The 19,431-nt window shown below is 64.9% G+C and carries 18 protein-coding genes; 8 read left to right on the top strand and 10 right to left on the bottom strand.

All coding sequences use genetic code 11. The features are described 5' to 3' along the window. Nucleotides 1–136: 136 nt before the first annotated feature. The 4 genes from OB2597_RS21875 to OB2597_RS09380 all read right to left on the bottom strand — a co-directional run bounded on the left by OB2597_RS21875 (nt 137) and on the right by OB2597_RS09380 (nt 6,105). Nucleotides 137–457: a hypothetical protein gene (locus OB2597_RS21875; protein WP_148234709.1), complete on the bottom strand. Its 321-nt coding sequence runs from the start codon at nt 455–457 to the stop codon at nt 137–139. 811 nt (nt 458–1,268) lie between these two features. After that, nucleotides 1,269–2,447, bottom strand: a complete 1,179-nt coding sequence (locus OB2597_RS09390; RefSeq protein WP_040609652.1) for an iron-containing alcohol dehydrogenase — start codon at nt 2,445–2,447, stop codon at nt 1,269–1,271. A gap of 45 nt (nt 2,448–2,492) precedes the next feature. Next, nucleotides 2,493–4,142 carry an AMP-binding protein gene (locus OB2597_RS09385; RefSeq protein ID WP_009805302.1) on the bottom strand — a complete coding sequence of 550 codons (1,650 nt, stop codon included), beginning with the start codon at nt 4,140–4,142 and terminating at the stop codon, nt 2,493–2,495. Nucleotides 4,143–4,191: 49 nt separating this feature from the next. Continuing rightward, a complete protein-coding gene (locus OB2597_RS09380) occupies nt 4,192–6,105 on the bottom strand; it encodes a flavin-containing monooxygenase (RefSeq protein WP_009805301.1) in 1,914 nt (637 codons plus the stop codon). 152 nt (nt 6,106–6,257) lie between these two features. On the opposite strand from OB2597_RS09380, the gene OB2597_RS09375 reads away from it, so the two are divergent. Genes OB2597_RS09375 through OB2597_RS09355 form a run of 5 tightly spaced genes read left to right on the top strand, consistent with a single transcriptional unit; the run spans nt 6,258 to nt 11,300 of the window. Next, nucleotides 6,258–7,499, top strand: coding sequence for an EstA family serine hydrolase (locus tag OB2597_RS09375; RefSeq protein ID WP_009805300.1), 1,242 nt, complete (start codon nt 6,258–6,260; stop codon nt 7,497–7,499). Nucleotides 7,500–7,537: 38 nt separating this feature from the next. After that, nucleotides 7,538–8,695: a C4-dicarboxylate TRAP transporter substrate-binding protein gene (locus tag OB2597_RS09370; RefSeq protein WP_009805299.1), complete on the top strand. Its 1,158-nt coding sequence runs from the start codon at nt 7,538–7,540 to the stop codon at nt 8,693–8,695. Nucleotides 8,696–8,746: 51 nt separating this feature from the next. Continuing rightward, nucleotides 8,747–9,256 carry a TRAP transporter small permease gene (locus tag OB2597_RS09365; protein ID WP_009805298.1) on the top strand — a complete coding sequence of 170 codons (510 nt, stop codon included), beginning with the start codon at nt 8,747–8,749 and terminating at the stop codon, nt 9,254–9,256. Continuing rightward, nucleotides 9,253–10,560 carry a TRAP transporter large permease gene (locus tag OB2597_RS09360; protein ID WP_009805297.1) on the top strand — a complete coding sequence of 436 codons (1,308 nt, stop codon included), beginning with the start codon at nt 9,253–9,255 and terminating at the stop codon, nt 10,558–10,560. The genes OB2597_RS09365 and OB2597_RS09360 overlap by 4 nt, the downstream gene beginning before the upstream one ends. Before the next feature lie 35 nt (nt 10,561–10,595). After that, entirely contained in the window at nt 10,596–11,300 is a 705-nt protein-coding gene (locus tag OB2597_RS09355; protein WP_009805296.1) for a TetR/AcrR family transcriptional regulator, read from the top strand. A gap of 551 nt (nt 11,301–11,851) precedes the next feature. Here OB2597_RS09355 and OB2597_RS09350 read toward each other — a convergent pair. Beyond that, nucleotides 11,852–12,568, bottom strand: coding sequence for a tyrosine-type recombinase/integrase (locus OB2597_RS09350; protein WP_161601041.1), 717 nt, complete (start codon nt 12,566–12,568; stop codon nt 11,852–11,854). Nucleotides 12,569–12,885: 317 nt separating this feature from the next. Here OB2597_RS09350 and OB2597_RS21870 point away from each other — a divergent pair, with 317 nt between their 5' ends. Further along, nucleotides 12,886–13,317: a hypothetical protein gene (locus OB2597_RS21870; RefSeq protein ID WP_148234708.1), complete on the top strand. Its 432-nt coding sequence runs from the start codon at nt 12,886–12,888 to the stop codon at nt 13,315–13,317. A 380-nt stretch (nt 13,318–13,697) separates the two neighbouring features. Beyond that, entirely contained in the window at nt 13,698–14,444 is a 747-nt protein-coding gene (locus tag OB2597_RS09345) for a sulfite exporter TauE/SafE family protein (RefSeq protein ID WP_040609648.1), read from the top strand. 20 nt (nt 14,445–14,464) lie between these two features. Here OB2597_RS09345 and OB2597_RS09340 read toward each other — a convergent pair whose 3' ends face one another. From OB2597_RS09340 to OB2597_RS09330, 3 genes are all read right to left on the bottom strand, one after another. Further along, entirely contained in the window at nt 14,465–15,115 is a 651-nt protein-coding gene (locus OB2597_RS09340; RefSeq protein ID WP_009805293.1) for a 5-formyltetrahydrofolate cyclo-ligase, read from the bottom strand. Beyond that, entirely contained in the window at nt 15,112–15,543 is a 432-nt protein-coding gene (locus OB2597_RS09335; RefSeq protein ID WP_009805292.1) for a PACE efflux transporter, read from the bottom strand. Before OB2597_RS09335 ends, OB2597_RS09340 begins: the two co-directional genes overlap by 4 nt. A gap of 113 nt (nt 15,544–15,656) precedes the next feature. After that, nucleotides 15,657–16,757, bottom strand: a complete 1,101-nt coding sequence (locus OB2597_RS09330; protein ID WP_009805291.1) for an HPP family protein — start codon at nt 16,755–16,757, stop codon at nt 15,657–15,659. A gap of 235 nt (nt 16,758–16,992) precedes the next feature. On the opposite strand from OB2597_RS09330, the gene OB2597_RS09325 reads away from it, so the two are divergent. Then, the gene (locus tag OB2597_RS09325; protein WP_040609231.1) at nt 16,993–17,694 is read left to right on the top strand and encodes a FadR/GntR family transcriptional regulator; all 702 of its coding nucleotides are present in this window, start codon (nt 16,993–16,995) and stop codon (nt 17,692–17,694) included. Nucleotides 17,695–17,702: 8 nt separating this feature from the next. On the opposite strand, the gene OB2597_RS09320 is transcribed toward OB2597_RS09325, so the two are convergent. Then, the gene (locus OB2597_RS09320; RefSeq protein ID WP_238529711.1) at nt 17,703–18,665 is read right to left on the bottom strand and encodes a DMT family transporter; all 963 of its coding nucleotides are present in this window, start codon (nt 18,663–18,665) and stop codon (nt 17,703–17,705) included. A 211-nt stretch (nt 18,666–18,876) separates the two neighbouring features. Then, nucleotides 18,877–19,419: an AAA family ATPase gene (locus OB2597_RS09315; protein ID WP_009805288.1), complete on the bottom strand. Its 543-nt coding sequence runs from the start codon at nt 19,417–19,419 to the stop codon at nt 18,877–18,879. Nucleotides 19,420–19,431: the final 12 nt, after the last annotated feature.

Below are 19,431 nucleotides of genomic sequence, written 5' to 3'. Positions count from 1 at the left end.
TGTGGTCCCATATGGATGAAATACCGCGCGACGCGGTCAATACGACGGAAATGCCGGATGCGCGACTTGTCGGGACAGCCAATGAAACACGGGGTATCCAGCATCCGCGCGGCCGCGCGCCTTTCCGTCGCCCCGATTATGGATGGTGCCGATGAGTCCTAAAGGCTCTTGTTTTATTTATCAAAACGCTGCCCAACGAAATCTGTTGCACCGATTGTTGCACCTTAGCCATGGCCACCTTACGATTGCCGTTCCCTGAATTCGGCCATGATGGCATCGACGATCTCGTCGGTGGCAGATTTGGGCAGGAGGAGCGTGCGGCATTCGAGGTGGTAATATCACTTTCAGCACCGGCGGATTCGAGCACGGCATTGAGGTCATCGACGCCCATCATGACAGTGTCGCGCGTGGCGCGATCGATCAGGTTGATAGCGTCGTCGACGGTGGAGAGCAGCATGAGGACTATGCTGGACACGCCGACCGCGATGGTTCATAAGGGCCGCCCACGTTGGACCGTCCTCCAGAGCGGCCTGGAAGCTTGACTGGCCCAGATCGGTGAACAGGCGTTGCGCTTGCTGGGTCGGGGCGACGAAGTCCTCGCCGATAATCTCGATTGTCATGCGACATTTCCTTCCGAACTCCTCCTGATCAGCTCATCGCAATGCGAGGCTGTCGGAGTTTCCGAGTCGTTCATGGGCGTCTCTAGTCTTGTTGGACACGGCACTCTTTGTTGTTCTGTCCGCCCATAGAGATGGCTTGGTCAAGCAGCATGCCGATCAGGCATGGCGCGACAACGATAGCGCCGTTCCCTTCGATCCGCGCGGGCTCGAAACGGCACGGCTCGGGCTCCTTGCCAGCACCCCTGACCCTGCTCCCCTCGACGCCGCGGCGCAGGCGGCGGTGGTCTTACTCAAAAAAAATCGGGTACAGCAGCCCAGTGCGGCCCTTGACATCGGGATCCTCCCCTACGGCCTCGCCAAGAGTGCGCGCCAGCGGGTTCACTGCGAGGTGGCGCAGGGCCGGGGTGTCTTCCCAGGTCGTATCAGCTTTAAATTGGTCCCGGCACACAGGAAGGCCTGCAGGAAGCGGCGCTGGGAAACGAGACAGGATCAGCAGCGGCCCGATCACCATTGTCTTGGTCGCCGAGATGGCCGATGTTGGCATCCTCGGGCACGGCGAAGATCGACAGGTTCGGGAGGATGATGGACAGTCCGCCGCCGCCCGCAGAAGGGATGGGGTACCGCGAAGGCAGCGGAGCATCTCTGCCCTCACTCAGCCAAGCGGAGGATCTCCATCACGTCTTCCGGCTCGGAAATCGTCCGCGGGTTCGTCTTTCCCCAGATGTCGTCCATTGTGTATTCGGCGACCTTCTGCATCTGATCCGACCTAACGCCGACGGCCGAGAGCGATCGAGGCATCCCGAGCCCGGAGATGAAGCTGTCCGCAAGCTCGGACGCCGGCCTTTCCGGCTGGCCGAAGGCGGCGCTGATGCGGGCCTGCCGCTCCGTGTTCACCTTGGAATTCCATTCCAGCACGAACGGCGACATCACGCAGGAGGTGTAGCCGTGCGGGACGTCGCAGAGGCCGCCCAGCACGTGCCCGATCGCGTGGCTGGCCCCCATCGGGACCCCGGCTATGATTGGGAGCATGGACTGCCAGACGCCCATCTGGCATTTCAGCCGCGCGTCGAGGTCTTCCGGGTTCGCCTTCACTCGCGGGAGCCCCTCGATCAGGAGTCTGAGCGCGCTTTCCGCCAGCCCGTCGCAGAAGTCGTTGGACTGGAAGGACTGCAGTGTCTCGATCGCGTGATCCAGCGCCCGTACCCCGGTCGATAGCCAAAGCCATTCGGGCGTATGCCGCGTCAGCGCCGGATCGAGGACGACCGCCACAGGCGCCATCATGCGTTCCTGATAGCCTTGCTTGTGTTTGCTCACCGGATCGGTGGAGCCGGAAAGCGGGTTGAACTCGCCCCCGGAGAGGGTGGTTGGCACGCAGATGGTGCGGATCTCTTGCGGCGCGAACTGCGGCAGGACCATCGCGCCGGCGTCGTCCACGGTAATGTGATAGTCCTCCATATCCTCGGGGCGGTCAATGTCGTGCTTGAGCATCACCGGCACGATCTTGGCGCAGTCGGTGACGGATCCGCCGCCCACGGAGACGATCAGGTCGGCCCCGGCTTCGCGCGCGATCCCAGTTGCCTCGATGACATTGGTGCGGGGCACGTGCGGCTCGACGCCGGAATAGGTGGCCGCGTGGCGCGCGCCGAGCGCCTGTTCAACCTGCGTGATCTCGTCGGTCCCGGTGGCGAGCGAGCGGCTGGCGATCAGCACGACCCGCTGGGCATCCATCATCTCGGCCTCGGCGGCGATCGAGGCCGCGGCGCGTTCGCCGAAGCGGACCCGTTCGGTCGATGTCATCACCACCATGCCTGTGCTGGGTGTTGTCATGGTTTCCTCCCTCTCAAAATACATAACGCAGGCTGTGCGGGCCTCTCAGGCGCGCGCGAACCTTTCGCTCTTCAGGCTGACACCGGCGGCGTCGCGATCCCAGGTGTCCTCGGTTACGCCTGTCGCGCGCAGCTCGTGCTTGAGCACCTTGGCGCTTGGCGTCTTGGGTAGGGTGTCGAGGGTGCGGACATAGCGCGGGACCATGAAGTAGGCCATCCGATCTTTCAGGAAGTCGATCAGCTGCGCCGGATCGACGGTCTTGCCTTCCACGGGCGCGATGCAAATCATAACGTCGTCCTCGCTGTGCTCGCTCGGCACGGCGACGGCGGCGGCCTCGAAGACGTCGGGGTGGGCGAGGACCTCGGACTCCACCTCGAAGGACGAGATGTTTTCCCCACGGCGGCGTATGGAATCCTTCATCCGGTCAGCGAAGAAGAAGTTGCCTTTCTCATCACGCACGAAGGCGTCGCCCGAGTGGAACCAGCCGTTGCGCCAGGCCTTCGCCGTCGCTTCGGGCATCTTGTAATAGCCGCTGTTCATCGCCCAGGGGCGGTCGGTGCGGATGATCATCTCGCCCATGGTGCCGACGGGCACTTCGCAGTCGTTCTCGTCTACCAGACGCACCTCGACCCCATCGCGGGGCTTGCCGCAGGTGCCGCGTACGGTGGGGTTGGGCTCCGAGACGATCGGGGTGGAGGCCTCGGTCATGTTGAAGATGGTGTAGACGTCCACGCCGAACCGCTTTGAGAAGCTTTCCGAGTTCGCGGCCAGTGGCACCATCAGCACGAGGCGCAGGGGGTTGTCCGCGTCCTGCGGGCCGACGGGCTGCTTTTCGAGGAAACTGGCCATGACGCCCAGCAGGAAGGCCACTGTGCTGCCGGTGTTGCGCACCGACTCCCAGTAAGTCGCGGTGTCGAAGCGGTCCACGAACGCGATCGAAGCGCCCCGCGCCAGCATGCAGAACATCGGGCCCATGCCGCCGATGTGGAACATCGGCGCGTTGATCATGTAGCGGTCGTCTTCCGTCACGAAGGGCCAGCTTTCCGGGCCCGCGTTCGAGAAGAGGTGCAGGTAGGAGGTCAGCACCCCCTTCGACGGACCGGTGGTGCCCGAGGTAAAGATGATCGCCATGGAATCCCAGGGATCGATCGCACGGGTCAGGGGCTGAAGCTGGCCGCTTTCGGGCAGCAGCGCCTCGGCGTAGTGCACGTGGGGAAGGGGGGGCTTGTCCACGCTGCCGCCGGTGACGATCAGGCTTTCCAGCCGGCCGTGATCGACCCCCTCAAGGCGGTCGACAAGGCTCGCGTCCACCACGGCTAGGCGGGCGTCGGAAATGTCAATGACATGCTCCAGCAGCCCGCCCTTGTAGGCGGTGTTGATCGGCACGTACACGGCACCAAGGTAGTTCAGCGCGAAGAAGATGCGGATCTGTTCGCGGCAGTTGGGCATCCAGACCAGAACGTGATCGCCCTGCGCGACGCCCTGCGCCTGAAGGCCGACGGCGGTCTGCACGATCAACTCGCGGAAGGCGGCATAGCTCCATTCCTCGCCGTCGTCGTTGAACTTGGCGAAGATCTTGTCGGGCCGCTCCCGTGCCCAACGGTCGATCAGGTAGCGGGTGACGACGCTGTCGCGCGCCGGAACCCGGGGGTCGGACGTCTCTTCGGACGTCGGGCTTTCGAGCACTTCCAGCATATTCTCCTCCCTGGTTTCGGCGGCCTCCTCCAGCCGCCGGACCGCCCGGTCAGGGCGTGTCGAGTTCGTAGTCTCCGAGGTCCGCCTCGCGCGTCATGCGCCAGAAGTCGTCGTGACGCCATGGGGTGATGGCCACCACGCGTCCCTTCGAGTTGCGGTACCAGTTCTCCATGCCGGGATGAGTCCAGACCATGTTATCATGGGCGTGGTCAACGCGGCGGTTGTAGTCGTCATGGACGTCCTCGCGGACCTCGACGGCGCGGGCGCCGCGGGCGAATGCCTTTTCCAGCAGGTCCATGACGTAGTTGATCTGCGCCTCGACAGGCGTGATCACGCTGCCCCCGTGACCGAGGCCGATGTTGGGCCCCAGCAGGGTGAACAGGTTCGGGAAGCCGGGCACCGTGGTGCCAAGGTAGGCGCGCGCGTCGTCGTCGTTCCAGACCTCGCGCAGCGCCTGGCCGTCACGGCCCACCACGTCGAGCGAGGCCAGAAGCTCGGTCGCGTGGAAGCCGGTGCCGAGAATTAGCACGTCGACCTCGTGTTCGCTTCCGTCGCCGGCCACCAGCGTCGATCCGCGGACCTCCTTCAGGTGCTCGTCTACCAGTGTCACGTCCTCCCGCGCCACGGTGCGGAACCATCCGTTGTCCAGCAGCATGCGCTTTCCGAAGGGCGGGTAGTCGGGCAGGACCTTGTCCAGCAGGTCTTGCCGGTCGCCAAGTTCTTCCTTCACGTAGTCGGTGAAGAACTTGCGGTGCGATTCATTGGTGGGGTTGATGGCGCGGCCGCTGTCCTCCCATTCGGGGTCGCGCTGCAGCGAGCCGTGGACGCGGTCGTTGAAGGTCCAGGCCAGCCGCTGGCGATACCATTTTTGGTAAAGCGGCACTTCCTGGATCAGCCAGCGGATCGCGTCGGGCACGGGCTGGCGGAACTTGGGGAAGGGTGCGGCCCATTGCTTGGAACGCGCGAAGATCGTCAGGTGCGAGACCTGCCCGGCGATCGCCGGTACGACCTGCATGGCGCTCGCCCCGTTGCCGACGATGCCGACGCGCTTGCCCGTCAGGTCAACGTCGTCGGGCCATTCGGCGGTATGGAAGCTGCGCCCGGAGAAGGTTTCGAGTCCCTTGATCGGCGGCACCTTGGGGATGTTCAGCACGCCGACAGCCGAAAAGATCGCGCCGTAGCGCCGTGTCTCTGTCCCGTCGGGACCGGTGATCTGCACCTGCCAGTCGTGGCTGTCGGTGTCGTAGGACGCGCGTTTGACCTTGGTGTGGAACGCGGTGTGCTCCGACAGGCCATAGTCCGTCGCGACAGTGCGGAAGTAGTCATAGAGCTCGTCGCGCAGGGCGAAGTAATGCGACCAGTCGTATTGCGCGAAGGAGTAGGAATAGAGGTGGTTCGGCGTGTCCACCCCGGCGCCGGGATAGGTGTTCTCGCGCCATGTCCCGCCGAAATCGCCGTCCTTCTCGACGATGTCGAAAGGGATACCCGCCGCCTGCAGCCGGATCGCGGCGCAGATGCCCGACATGCCGGCCCCGATGATCAGCGCGCGGAAGCTCTCGGGGGCGTTCACCGGATGCTGGTCGAAAGAGGTGCCGGAAAGCTCGGCCTTGATGATGTCGCCGTAGTCCTCGGAGACGTCCTCGCCCATGGAGACCGAAAGCATGTGCGCCAGCATCGACGGCGAGGGGTCGGGCCAGGCCAGGGAGGCGCCGTTGTGCCAGGCGCGGATGGCTTGGAAGGCGGCGGTGCGAATCTCGTCCTGCGTCTCCTTGGGCAGCCCGCCGGAGTCGTTGTCGTCCAGCCCCCGGCCGCGACGGGGGGCGTAGGGCGGCTCGAGCCAGCGGGGGGCGCCGGTCATCTGCACCAGCACCAGCAGGAGCGTGGGCACGTTCGCGATCCCGACCGCCTTTTTCAGGCGGCTGTCCCAGTCTGTCCAGGTCTGCTTCGTCTCTGCCAATGCCATGGAGCGGCGCCTCCTTGTCGTCTTCGCGGCCAGCACGCCGGGCTGCGATTTCGGCAAGAATGAACCTTGGACTTGACGTAAGTCAATAGACTTGATCATATGATTTAACCAAATGACTTAATGCGGTTCGTTTCGTTCTGTGAGGAGGGCCCATGGACATGCTGCCGGTGACGGAAGCGCTGACTCAGCCGCTCTCCGCCGCGATCACGGGAGAGGTGCATTTGGACTACACGTGCATCGCACACGCCTTCGCGGCGAACTTCGCCGAGCGCGGGGAACTGGGCGCTTCGCTTTGCGTGACGGTCGGGGGCCGGCGGGTCGTGGACCTCTGGGGCGGCGTCACCGAACCGGATGGCCCCGCGTGGCAGCGCGATACCGTGGGCGTGGTCTTTTCCTGCACCAAGGCCGCGACGGCGCTGTGCCTGCACGTCCTCGCCGCGTGCGGCGAGATCGAACTTGACGCGCCGGTCGCCCGCTACTGGCCCGAGTTCGCCGGGCAGGGGAAGGACGCGATCACCCTGCGCATGCTACTGGACCACTCTGCCGGGCTGCCCGCGCTGCGCGCGCCGCTGAAGCCCGATTGCCTGCAGGACTGGGACTACATGGTCAGCCACCTCGAGGCCGAGACGGCCTTCTGGGCGCCGGGGTCTCAGGTGGGATACCATGCCGTCACCTTCGGCTTCCTCGTGGGCGAGGTCGTGCGGCGGGTGTCGGGCCGGTCGCTCGGCGCCTTCTTCCGCGATGAGATCGCGCGGCCGCTGGGGCTGGATTTCGCCATCGGCCTGCCCGAGGAGGACGAGCCGCGCGTGGCGCCGGTCGTGCCCTATCGCCCCAGCCGGGAGGAACAAGGCATGCCCTTCCTCCGCGCGGCGATGGAGGAGGGGACGATCCCCAACCTCTTCGTCTTCAACAGCGGGGACTGGGCGGTGAAGGGGGTGAACACCCGTGCCGGTCGCGCCACCGAAATCGGGGCCGCCAACGGCGTGACCAACGCGCGCGGTCTGGCCGGGCTGTTCGCGGCGCTTGCCGCGGGGGGCGAGGCGCTGGGCCTCGATCCCGTCACCGTCGAAAGCTTCGCGCAGGCGAATTCGGCCACCCATCATGACGCCACGCTGCAGGCGCCGACGCGCTTCGGGCCGGGGTTCATGCTGGCGATGGGGCGGCGGCCGACGCCGGTGGGCGAAGAGGGGCTGGTGATCGGGCCTCGCGCCTTCGGTCATGTCGGCATGGGCGGATCGGTGGGCTTCGCCGATCCCGATCGCGGGCTGGCCTTCGGGTACACGATGAACCGTCTGGGCGGTGGGCTGCTTCTGAACGAACGCGGCCAGTCGCTGATCGACGCCACCTACGGATGTCTCGGGGCGACGGAGGATCGCCACGGGTTCTGGAGCTGAACCACAGAACGACCATAGGTCAAATAGGGAGGAAGACCATGACTCAACTGAAAGGACTGACCACCGCCGTTTCCGCGGCGGCGCTCTGCACCGGGCTGCTGGCCGGGGCGACGCAGGCGCGCGAACTGAGCTTTGCCATCGGGCATCCGCCGGTGTCCTACCTCGTGAAGGGGGGCGAACGGGCCTCGGAAGAGTTCAACGAGGCGACCGGCGGCGACATGACCCTCAAGGTCTACCCGATGTCGCTGCTCTCCATGGCCGAGACCATGGGCGGCCTGCGCGAGGGGCTGGCCGACGTGGGCACCGTGATGACGCCCTATTTCCCGGCCGAGTTCCCGCACACGAACCTGATCATCGAATCCTCGATGATCCTCGAGACCCTCGGCGAGGGCGCGACCGAGGTGCAGGGGCCGGCCTTCGCCGCCGCCGTGTCCGAGTTCGTCTTCACCAAGTGTCCGGAGTGCGTCGAGGAATTCGCCGCGCAGAACCAGGTGTTCACCGGGGGCGCGGGCACGCCGCAATACGTGCTGAACTGCACCAAACCGGTGGCCACGATGGAGGACCTGCAGGGCGCACGGCTGCGCATCGGCGGGGCCAACTGGGCGCGCTGGTCCGAGGCGATCGGCGCCGCGCCGATCACCATGTCAGGCAACGAGATGCTCGAGGCGCTGAACCAGGGCGTGCTGGACTGCATCATCCTGTCGACGCCGGACATCTACAACTTCGGCATGGGCGATTCCGTCACTCACATCACCAAGGGCGCCCCCGGGGGGGCCTATTTCGCCTCAATGTCGAACATGAACATCAGCAGCTGGAACGAGCTGTCGGAAGAGCAGCGCACCGATTTTCTGAAGGCGATGGCCCACGGGTCGGCCTGGACCTCGCAACGCTACCAGGAGGGCGCGGCCGAGGTGGAAGCCGCGGCGCGCGAGAACGGTGTCGAGATCATGCAGGCGGATGACGCCGTGGTCGAGGCCACGCAGGAGTTCATCGCCGAGGACCGCGCGTCGACCGTCGCCTACTTTCAGGAGGAATACGGCGTGGAGCGCGGCGAGGAGATGCTCGACGATTTCACGGCGCTGCTGGAGAAATGGGTCGGCCTGATCGGCGAGGCGGATCCCGAACAGGGCTACGGCGATCTGTACTGGGAGGAGATCTTCTCGAAGGTCGACGTCAGCCAGTACGGCGTCAAGTAAGAGACATGCGGGGGCCCTCGTCCGGGGCCCCCGCACCTGCACGGGCCGCCCATGAAAACCCTTTCGTTCATCCTTTCGCGCGCCGCACGGTGGAGCTCGGCTCTGGCCGGCCTCGCCGTGGCCTTGATGATGCTGCAGGTGACGCTCTCCGTCGCCCTGCGCCATCTCTTCGGCCATCCGCTGCCCGCGACGCTCACGCTCGTCAGCTACTACTACATGGTCATCGCCGCCTTCATCCCGCTGGCGCTGGCCGAGGAGCGGCGGGCCCATATCTCGGTCGAGTTCGTCACCGACCTGTTGCCGCAGCGGGTTCAGCGCCACGTCGCAGGGGTGATGCTGCTGCCGACGGCGGCAGTGACGGGGCTGCTGACATGGCGGACCTTCGGCGCGGCGATGGATGCCTTCCGCGGCGGGACGGCGCAGGTCAGCGGCTCCTCGACGATCCCGGTGTGGCCCGCCTACTTCGCCCTGCCGGCGGGGGCGGGGTTGATGACGGCGCTGCTGGTTCTGCGCTTCGCCACCTACGTGACCGGCGATGACGGACGGGAGCTGCCGCAATGACCGGGGTGGAACTGGGACTCGCCGTGCTCGGGCTTCTCATCGTGTTGATCGCGCTGCGGATGCCCATCGGCGTGGCACTGATCGGCGTGTCCTTCCTCGGCCTGTGGCAGCTCACCAACTGGCGCATCGCGTGGGGTTCGTTGGGGCTGATCCCGCACAACTTCGCGGCCAACTGGGTGCTGTCCTCGGTGCCGATGTTCCTGCTTCTGGGGTTCATCAGCTACCAGACGCGGCTGACCGAGGGGCTGTTCCGGGCCGCGCGGGCGTGGCTCTCGGTGCTGCCAGGAGGCCTGGCGATCGCCAGCATTCTGGGCAGCGCGGGGTTCGCGGCGGTGTCCGGCTCGTCGATCGCCTGCTCGGCGACCATGGGGCGGATCGCAGTACCGGAGATGCTGAAATCGGGCTATCACCCGCAGCTCGCGACGGGCACGGTGGCGGTCGCCGGGACCATCGGGGCGCTGATCCCGCCGTCGGTGATTATGATCCTTTATGGAATCGTGGCCCAGGTGCCGGTGACGCACCTGTTCCTTGGCGGCATCGCGGCGGGGGTGCTGACGGCGCTCGGCTATATCGCCGTGGTGATGATCCGGGTGACGCTGGACCCGTTGCTGGCCCCCTCGACCGACGACCGCGCCTCGTGGTCCGAACGGATCGCGGCGCTGCGCGAGACCTGGCCGGTGCTGCTGATCATGCTGGGCATCTTCTCGGGGCTGTTCGGCGGGGTCTTCACCCCGACCGAGGCGGGCGCCGTCGGGGCCACGCTGGCCACGCTGACGGCGATCCTGAAGGGCAGCTTTACCCTACGCCGCTTCACCGACGCCATCACCGAGACGGTGCTGACCACCGGCGCGCTGATCATCATCGGGGTCGGCGCCAGCCTGCTGACCCGGTTCCTCGCACTGTCGGGCACCGGCGATTTCCTGAGCGGGGCGATCCTCGCGTCGGGCGCGGGGCCGATGACGATCCTGCTGGGCGTGATCCTCGTCTACCTGCTGCTGGGGATGTTCCTTGAACCGATCGGGGCGATGCTGCTGACCCTGCCGATCATCCTGCCGGTGATCGATGGCGCGGGCTTCGACCTGCTGTGGTTCGGGATCATCGTGACCAAGCTGCTGGAGATCGGGATGATCACGCCGCCCATCGGGATGAACGTCTTCGTCATCAAGGGCATCGTGCCGTCGCATATCACGACTGCCGCCATTTTCCGCGGGATCTGGTGGTTCCTGGTCATGGACCTCGTGCTTCTGGCCGTGCTGGTGCTTTTCCCGGGGCTGGTCATGTATCTTCCGGCTGTCTTCGGGTAAGGCATCCGGCCTGTGAACGGAGGGAACGGTACGCCATGGCGCAGCGGCAAAGGACAGAGGACAGCAGGCACGACCAGGCGGAATCGGCGGCGGAGCGGATCAAGGACGCCGCGCTGAAGCTCTTCTCGGCCCGTGGAATCGACGGCGTGACCGTGCGCCAGATTGTGGCCGAGGCGGGGGCGCGCAACAACGCCTCGCTCCATTACTACTTCGGCTCCAAGGATGCGCTTGTCCGGGCGCTGATCCTCGAATGCGCGCACCTGAGCGACAGCGCCCGCATCCGGCGGCTGGACGAGATCGAGGCCGCCGGCGGGCCACGGGAGGTCGCCGAGATCATCCGCCTGATCGTCGAGGTCGAGACCACGCCGCGCGGCGTCGGCAGCGGCGGCGCCATGGGGGCCAGTTCCGGACATATGCGCTTCGTCATGGGGCTGCAGATCAACAACCGGCGTGTCTTCATGCAGGCGCTCACGGGGCACCGGAACTCGGGCTATCTGCGCTGCATCGACCATATCTATCGGCTGCTGCCGGGCATCCCGAAGTCGGTCCTGAACCAGCGGCTGATCTTTATGGACCTCTTCATGGGCTCCACGTTGGCTGCGCGCGAGGCCGCGTTTGAGCAGGATCCCACCGGCGGTAAGCTCTGGTCCTCGGAACTGGCGATCGAGAACCTGATCATCTCGGCCTGCGGGATCCTGACTGCCGGACCGATCACTGCACCGCCAGAGGTGCAGTGGTAGTATAGACCAAGGGGCGTTCAGGCATTTTGTCTGGAGCTTGCTGTTGAACGCTTCGATGAAGCCATTGTCGGTAGGACAGGGGCTTCGAACCTCAAGTACGGTGATGGATGGTGCCGAGGAATCCTGAGAGGCCTTGTTTTATTGGCCGAAACGCTGGCATGCGAATTATGTTGCACCTATTCTTGCACCTCAATCAATTTCGCCGGCTACGAGCGCATGCAGAGGATAGCATCCGGCTACCATTCGAACACTTCCCTTCATCTCTTCCCAGCGGCGGGTTGATCATAGGGGCAGCAGACAGAGCTGGCATTGAACTACTCCTACGCGAGGGCGTGCGGAACTCTGGTGATTACATCAATGCTGAGCAAACCCTCTCTGAACCGCACCGGGTTTGCCGGAGGCTGGTTGCGGTTAGTTACGTCGCCATGTCTTCAGTTTTCAGCGCCGCGTAGAGGTTTGCCTCCGCCTCGGACACTACCCACGGCCTCTGTTCACTATCGGCAATTGACCAAGGGGGGGGCAGGATCGCTGGAGGCCCCCCTTGGTGATCTCTACAACGGGGTAAACAAGATCGGCCCCCATCTCCAGTCTGCGTATTTGTCGCCGATCTGTTCCACATGAATATAGCGGGACAGGCTGCCAGCGGGAGAGTGCCCGGTATACTTCATGACGACGTCACGGCTTCCACCGCCGAGACTGGTCTCGAAAAACCGGGAGATCGCCTCGTGGCGTAAATCGTGGAAGTGGTGGTCCTCGATGCCGAGGATCTGGCATGCTTCCGTAAAGAGGCGACTGATGGTGTCCGGGCTATAGGGAAAGACCCGGTCCTTCTTGCGAGACATCGACAAAACGAGTTTCATGCCCTCTGCCGTGACCCACGTTTCGATGTCGTTGCCCTGGGTCTGGCGCGGGTGTTTCATGTTTCGGATCATAAGGCGGGCCTTCTCTTCATCGAGGTCCCTCCAGGGAAGGGAGCACAACGCCTCCTGACGATGGGCGAGGGTGATCGCGCCGCCGATCACCTTGTGCATCGGGACTGTTCGGCGGTTGGCCAGGTAGCGATTGTGGAAGTGGGTCAGAAGCCTGTCGAGCTCATCGAGCGTAGGCCGGCGAGTCCGAACCGCCGACCGAGCGACCATTCGCTGGTGCTTCAGCGTGCGCATGGCACTCTCGGAGTCGCCGATCGGCATCCGGACCTTGCTGATCGGACCTCCGTAGGACACCACCGTGCGCAGCGTCGCCATGTAGCTGTTGACAGTTTGGGGCATGCGAGGCTTCAGGGCGTAATGCTCTGGACAGTCCGCCGTAGGGTTCGCCGGCGGGGCTTGCACGCCCCGCAGAAGATCCCGAGCCAGGCGGAAGAAGTCGTGTTCCCCGGTCTCCTCGACAATCATCTTTCCGAAATCGAGCCGCTGGAGTTACGCGAGATTCGCGGTCTTCGTCTTGCCGAACGTCTCCGGCGGGGCGTCGCTGTATTCCCGGATGACGCCCGACCAGGTCTTGCGGTGCCGCGCCGCGACGGCCCGGTCGAGTGCGCCTTCGCCTTTCGGACCCCGCTCGGTCTTGGCTGAGCGTGAGGACGATCTTGCCGCCTTTCTTCTCGCGGATCACCGCCGTGAAGCGCTTCGCGCCGTCTTTCTTCTGGCGCGCCATGATGGTACCCATCCGGGTCTCCTTTCGGGAAATCGTTGCCGATGGTCGGGAGATCGAACCGAGCGGCGCGCGCCGGTCGGAACTTTGTCCAGGGTTCGATATCTCACCGGCGCACCCGGCGGAGACCTCGCCTTCGCAGCGACGAGGCGAGGCTCCGAAGGAGCTGGAGGGCGGTGTAACAATTCGGGATTCGGTGCAACATTTGTTGCACTACCCCCGAAAACGGGGGCAAAAGGCCCGAAAACAGAGGAAGACCGGTCAGGTGACCATGCGCGCAGAGCCAGCAAAACAAGGGGTTTCGGACGTCCAGCGGGCCGCACGGCTTTCCGTTGCACCCATGATGGATAATGCCGAGGGATCATAGAATTGCAGCGAATTGCCTTATTTCGTTGCCTTCGTCGTGCGGATAGAAAACCCTTGTAGGCCGAAAATGTAGGCCCGGCCCGGTCCGTGCTCTTTAAGCTCTCGCCCGTGAGCAACGCGGAATCCGGCTCCCAATGCCGATGCGAACCTCTTGCTGTATCCGACGGGAGGAGTGAATTTAGCATCCCTTCGCCCTCGCTAATGCTGCGGCTTGGTTCTGACCCGGGGGCATTCCCCCGCAGCGCCATGACGTTTTCCGCGGAGTTCCGCAATTCGCGGCTCAAGTTGCCAGGCGGCAAGAAATCGTTCTGCATTCTGGACCAATTTTCAGACCAAATCAATCGATGGATATCGAGAGGCCTTCAACATGAGGGCATCAAAGTGCTTTCCATCATTGTGCTTGTCATCGCAGGCCTGCTCGCCGGCATCGTCAATGCCATCGCCGGCGGCGGCACACTGCTCAGCTTCCCCGCCCTGATCTGGCTTGGTGTCCCTCCGATCATAGCCAACGCCACGGCGACACTGACCGCGCTACCGGGTTATATCGGGAGTGCCTGGGCCTACCGCTATGACATCCACGCCGAGGGAAGCCTAAGGCTGAGAAGCATTATCACGGTCGCGGCCTTTGGGGGGCTGGCGGGCGCGGGTCTTCTGTTGGTCACGCCCGGCGAAGCCTTCGTCGGGACCGTTCCCTGGCTCCTGCTCACTGCCACGCTGCTCTTCGCCGCAGGGCCACGTCTCGTGGCAGTCGTTCGCGCGAGGGGGCTGATGATCGGGCCGGCTCTCTCGGCTCTCGCGATCTTCCTCGTGGCCGGCTACGGCGGCTACTTCAACGCCGGGCTGGGGATCATGTTGCTGGCAGTGTTCAGCCTGGTCGGCTACCAGAACCTGCACGGGATGAACGGCCTCAAGAACCTGCTCTCCGCCGTGCTCTCCTTGGTCTCGGTCACGATCTACGCGACCGCCGGCCTGATCGCATGGGAGTCTGCGGCGGTCCTGGCGATCTCGACGACGGTGGGAGGATACATCGGGGCCCGGCAGGCGCGTCGCATACGGGACACTGAATCTCTCCGCGCCCTGATCGTCGGCATCGGTGCTGTGCTGACGGTGGTGTTCTTCGCAATCTGACCGACGGGCGCTCAAGCGCCCTATCGCTTCAAATGCGTCCCATCCGACAATAGCACCTCGCTCATAGGCACGTCCCAGGGCATAGGGTAGATGGTCGGCAGGAGACAGCCGGAGAACCCGACGCCGATAACCCGTGGCCGCGGGGCGCGCCGCGCCAGCGTGCGGTCATAGTAACCTCCGCCATTGCCGAGGCGGTAAAGATTCTCGTCGGCGCCCACCAGTGGTGCGATGACAATGTCCGGCTCATGGTCCTCTCGATCGGCCGGCACCAAGATGTTCCAGAATCCGCGGGTCATGCGGCAGCCCGGAGACCAGGCGTGGAACTCAACGGGTGCGTGTTCTTCGACGACGACAGGGAGCAGGACCCGGGCACCAGCAGCATGTGCCCTCTCCATCCAGGAGCGGAGATCAGGTTCGCCGCGGATTGGCCAGTAGACGGCAACGTTCATGCCAGCCTCGAGGGTCACGATCCGGTCGAGACCTGTGACGAGCGCCGCCGTCGCCCTCTCGCGCTCTTCCGATGAGAGGGCGCGCGCCGCTATCAGCCGCGCCCGCTCGGAGCGTCTGAACCGCGCCACGTCCTGAGCCATCTCCGGGTCGACAGGATGCCCGTCAACAAGGAGGTGAGCGAAGCAGGGAGCATTGCCTCCGCCGGTCTCGTCCTCTGTCATGCGGACACCCGTTGGCTTCGTTGCGGTGGGAACAGGCTGTCGTAGCCCCAGGTGAAGACGAAAGCGTAAACCATGTAGAAGGCGGCGAAAGAGATCTCCATCAACAGCGCGGCGAGCAGAGAGACATTGAGCCACCACGCGAAAAGCGGCAGGAGGAGCGCCAGGAGCGTCGCCTCGAAGAGCACGGCATGGACAACCCGGAGCGGCAGCGACTTGCGCACATCGCCGCGGCGCCAGTTCAGCACATGATCGAACCCGAGGTTGAAGAGGTAGTTCCAGGCCGTCGCAGCCGTGGCGCCCAGCACGACCAAGACGCCCATGTCGCCCATCGGGTGGTCGAAGGCCCAGGCGAAGAGCGGCGTGACGATCAGGATGCCGATGAACTCGAAGCTGATGGCGTGACGAATACGGTCCGCGGTGCTGCGCATTGGTTGGCTCCGATTGTAGGTCGGGCCGTCCCGCGTGCTGACCGTCTGGCCGGGCGAGGTCGTCCTCGCTTGCCCCGATGATGTGTTCCGGATGCCGGTTTTTCAAGCGGCTCTTACGCCGCAGGACGCTCCTCCGCCCCATGAAGCAGCAGCCGCATGATATCGGAGCGGGTCAGGATGCCGACGAGTCGTCCCTCCCGGGTCACCGGAACGACCTCGCTTCCCTGGGCCGCCAGGCGGCTCAGAAGAGCGCCCACGGGCAGATCGTGCGATACCGCCCGGTCGGCGGGTCGCATCACGTCTGATACGGTGCGACGCGGGGATCGCTGCCGCCAGGCCGCCGGGTGGTCCTGCGCTGCGACCGCATCGAGAAGATCCGCCTGGAGCACCAGGCCGCGCAGGTTCATGTCGCCGTCCACGACGGGAAGGCTCTTGATGGCATGGCTGCGGAACAGACGCGCCGCCTCCGGGAGCGGCATGCCGGGCCGCACCGTGATGAGACCGGTGGTCATGATGTCGGCGCAGGTTGTGCCGTCGAAACGGTGTTGCGCCGCCTCGGCTTCGGCTGCCGCCAGCAAGCGGCCGAGGTCCGCCACACCGAGGTTGGTCGACTGGTTGAACCGCTCGAGCAGCTCGCCCAGCTGCTCGGTCGACAACCCCAGCCGCAGCGCGGGATCTCCGGTGTCATCCGTCTCGGGCTGGCGGAACGGATAGATCCGCCCCGTGACCCTGTTGTAGGCGATAGCGGCAAGGACCAGCACGGCGGTGGTCACCCCGACCGGCACCAAGGCAAAGAGCGGTCCCGCATCCAGTGCCAGTGCCGGATCGAGGGCGGTCAGCAGCGCAACGGCTCCTCCCGGCGGGTGCAGGGCCCGGACGAACATCATGGCTGTGATCGCGGCGCCGACTGCGACGCCGGCCGACCATGGGCCGGCAACGACCTGGAGCACCAGGAGCGCGACGAGTGCCGCCGTCACATTGCCGACGACAGCCGACCACGGTTGGGCGAGGGGCGAGTTCGGAACGCAGAAGACCAGCACCGCCGTCGCTCCGAGTGGCGCGATCAGATAGATGGAAGACAGCTCAAGGCTGGCAGCCAGGCTCACCAAGAGGGCGCACAGGCTGATCCCGAGCATGGCGCCGATGCCGGCCCGCAGCTGCTCGCCGCCGTGAAATGCCGGCAAAGCCGGATAGAGATGATGCCATGCCCGCATGTGGGATATCTCCTGACTCGCCCGCAAAGCGGGCGAATATCGAGCCATATGCCTCATATGACGGCAGAATGGGAACGGCCCTGCGTGATGAAAAGAACGTTGGTCCTGTCTCTTTCCGGATGCCGGGACCGGGATTCTGCGGAGAAGCTCTGGATCGAAACGGCTGATTGCACGGGGTCTGCCGCTTGCCTTCAGTGAGGCGGGGTCTGAAAATTGGTCCGATCAGGAGAATGGCATGCGAACAGACAAGGAGACGGCGCAGGCGCGGCTCTGGCACGTCCTCGAGAAGCGTGCGCCTGCGTCGGGAGATCGCCTGCCGCCGGAGAGGGTGCTGAAGGACCTGGTCGGATGCAGTCGTGAAACTCTTCGCGCAGCATTGGCGGCTCTCGAGGCGCAGGGCGAAATCTGGCGGCATGTCGGACAGGGCACGTTTCGGGGCCGGGCACCGCTCGGCCGGCCGGTGAAGGATACGCTACTTCTCGAGGCGACGACGCCCTCGGACCTGATGGACGCACGGCGCCTGCTCGAGCCGCAGGTGGCGCGGGCCGCCGCGACGCGGCGGATTCAGGCTGACATTGCCCTTCTGCGCAAGCGCGTTGCCGAGGGTCGGTCGGCGCGCGATCGTGCGGCTTGCGAGCGTGCGGATGACGCCTTTCACCAGTCGATCGCTCAGGTCGCGCGGAATCCGCTCCTGATCGCCCTTCTGCGACATTTCTCCAGCGCCCGCTGCCGCGCCGTATGGCAGAGGGAGTGGGATCGCACCTATCGCCGGGTCGGCGTGGAAGAATTCACCAGAGTGCATGGTGATCATCACGAACAGGTCGTCGACGCGATTGCGGCCGGCGACGGTCCTGCCGCGCATAGCGCCATGGCCCATCACCTACAGGTCGTCAGCATTGACATGGGCGTTCTCGACCCGGAGCCGCCAGACCTTTGATATCTGCGTCACCGTGGCCGAATCCTGCGGCTCCTGTGGGCCGTCGGTTCCAGGGATGCCGGCGCGCGTGATCGCTCGCGATAGACGACGTAGAGACCGGAAGCGACAATGACCGCGATCCCGGCCCACGTCATGCCATCCGGGAGGTCTCCGAAGACCAGATAGCCGGCGGCGGTGGCACCGATGATCTCGAGATACTGGAACGGCGCCAGGAGACCGGCTTCGGCGTGGCGGAAGGCTTCGGCGATCAGGACGTAGCTCGCGGCTGCGAAGAAGCCGCTTCCCAAGATCAGAGCCCAACCAGAGGCAGTCAGAGCGCCAGGGTCGAGCGCGACAAAGCCCGCTTCCTGAAGACCGAAGCTGAGGACCACCATGCCGATGCAGGCATAGATCGTGGCGCCGCACTGGACCGTCAGCCCCGAGCGGGTGCGCGAGGCGCGACGCAGGACGATCATGTTGAGCGCATAGGAAGTGGCTGCGATGAGTGGCAGGAGCGCGGCGATCTCGAACTCGGCGCCCGGCCGGATCACGATCAGCGCGCCCAAGAGACCGACGCCGACGGCCGCAAGTCGTCGCGCCCCGACAATCTCGCCGAGAAGTGGGCCCGCCAGCACCGTCAGGATCAGTGGCTCGACGAAGAAGATGGCGATCGCGGTAGCAATCGGCATGACCGCAAAGGCGCCGATCAGGCAGATGAGCGTGATCATCACCAGAAGACCGGACAGCGCGACGATCGGGGAGAACATTGCGCCCCTGAGACGATTCCGCAGCACCACCGCCGCCGGCAAGAGGAAGGCCGCCTGGGCGAGAACGCGCACGGTCGCGACCTCGATCGGGTTCAGTGTCTCCGTCAGCAGCTTCGACAACGTGTCGCCCAGCGGTAGCAGGAGCATCGCCGCGGCCATGCAGGTCATTCCTGCGGACGACCCTGTCCACTGGGTCGTCGATGTATTGGGCTGGGCAAAGATCATGACACCACCTCGTTACTTCAGAACCCGCATGAGCTGTGCGGGGAAGTCCGGGCGTTCGGGACATAGATTGCGGGTATCGGAGTTGCGGCAGCGGAACCGCGACGCCATCGCATGCTGCCTTCCAATCTGCATGTAGTCGTCTCGGAAGGGCGGGTCAAATCCGGAAGAGAGAATTGTTCTTCGCCCCCGTTGGGCCCTGCTTGATCCTCTGTCAGGCAAGCGTGTTCAGAACGAAGTCGGCTCGCGCTGTCGTATTGAGCTTAGGCAAGATGACCGGCTCATATCCGAGCCGGTCGAAAGCCAGGACCAGGCGATGATACTCGGCGGCGCCTTCCCTCAGATCCTGCTGGCGTTCACTGTCCCTGTGGTAGATCTCCGGCCAGAGCGGGGTCAGGAACACCTGGCGATGGAAGCGGTCATGTCCGGACAGGGTCTCGGACACTGGCACGCCGGATGCATGCTCCAGTGCGACGGCTGCATCGAGAAGGCCGCGATCGAAGAAGACCCATCCTTCCGTTCGCCTCATTCGTGCTCGGTCGGCGGCCGCCACCTTGATGGCCCGCCTCGCGAACACTTCGAGATCGATCCAGGGAAGCGCCCTGCCGTCCCCGCGCAGTTCCTCCTCGACGATCCTCCTGCCGGGCTCCTCGACGGTCTCGAAACCGCGCCGTCTCAGTTCAACCAGCAGCGTCGACTTCCCGCCACCCGAGCAGCCGGAGATCACGACGTGGCGACTGGCAATGCGGTTCCGCATCGGGGCTCCTTC

It is taken from the genome of Pseudooceanicola batsensis HTCC2597 (genome assembly GCF_000152725.1).
Taxonomy (GTDB): Bacteria; Pseudomonadota; Alphaproteobacteria; order Rhodobacterales; family Rhodobacteraceae; genus Pseudooceanicola; species Pseudooceanicola batsensis.
Note: the sequence above shows the minus strand (reverse complement) of the source record. Positions and strands in the feature narration are given on the sequence as shown.

Coding starts and splice junctions, on each gene's coding strand:
- OB2597_RS09335 (WP_009805292.1), bottom strand. CDS start 15,543: ATGCGCAGCACCGCGGACCGTATTCGTCACGCCATCAGCTTCGAGTTC.
- OB2597_RS09325 (WP_040609231.1), top strand. CDS start 16,993: ATGCGAACAGACAAGGAGACGGCGCAGGCGCGGCTCTGGCACGTCCTC.
- OB2597_RS09390 (WP_040609652.1), bottom strand. CDS start 2,447: ATGACAACACCCAGCACAGGCATGGTGGTGATGACATCGACCGAACGG.
- OB2597_RS09320 (WP_238529711.1), bottom strand. CDS start 18,665: ATGATCTTTGCCCAGCCCAATACATCGACGACCCAGTGGACAGGGTCG.
- OB2597_RS09360 (WP_009805297.1), top strand. CDS start 9,253: ATGACCGGGGTGGAACTGGGACTCGCCGTGCTCGGGCTTCTCATCGTG.
- OB2597_RS09375 (WP_009805300.1), top strand. CDS start 6,258: ATGGACATGCTGCCGGTGACGGAAGCGCTGACTCAGCCGCTCTCCGCC.
- OB2597_RS09370 (WP_009805299.1), top strand. CDS start 7,538: ATGACTCAACTGAAAGGACTGACCACCGCCGTTTCCGCGGCGGCGCTC.
- OB2597_RS09365 (WP_009805298.1), top strand. CDS start 8,747: ATGAAAACCCTTTCGTTCATCCTTTCGCGCGCCGCACGGTGGAGCTCG.
- OB2597_RS09355 (WP_009805296.1), top strand. CDS start 10,596: ATGGCGCAGCGGCAAAGGACAGAGGACAGCAGGCACGACCAGGCGGAA.
- OB2597_RS09385 (WP_009805302.1), bottom strand. CDS start 4,142: ATGCTGGAAGTGCTCGAAAGCCCGACGTCCGAAGAGACGTCCGACCCC.
- OB2597_RS09380 (WP_009805301.1), bottom strand. CDS start 6,105: ATGGCATTGGCAGAGACGAAGCAGACCTGGACAGACTGGGACAGCCGC.
- OB2597_RS09315 (WP_009805288.1), bottom strand. CDS start 19,419: ATGCGGAACCGCATTGCCAGTCGCCACGTCGTGATCTCCGGCTGCTCG.
- OB2597_RS21875 (WP_148234709.1), bottom strand. CDS start 457: ATGCTGCTCTCCACCGTCGACGACGCTATCAACCTGATCGATCGCGCC.
- OB2597_RS09340 (WP_009805293.1), bottom strand. CDS start 15,115: ATGACAGAGGACGAGACCGGCGGAGGCAATGCTCCCTGCTTCGCTCAC.
- OB2597_RS09350 (WP_161601041.1), bottom strand. CDS start 12,568: ATGCCCCAAACTGTCAACAGCTACATGGCGACGCTGCGCACGGTGGTG.
- OB2597_RS09330 (WP_009805291.1), bottom strand. CDS start 16,757: ATGCGGGCATGGCATCATCTCTATCCGGCTTTGCCGGCATTTCACGGC.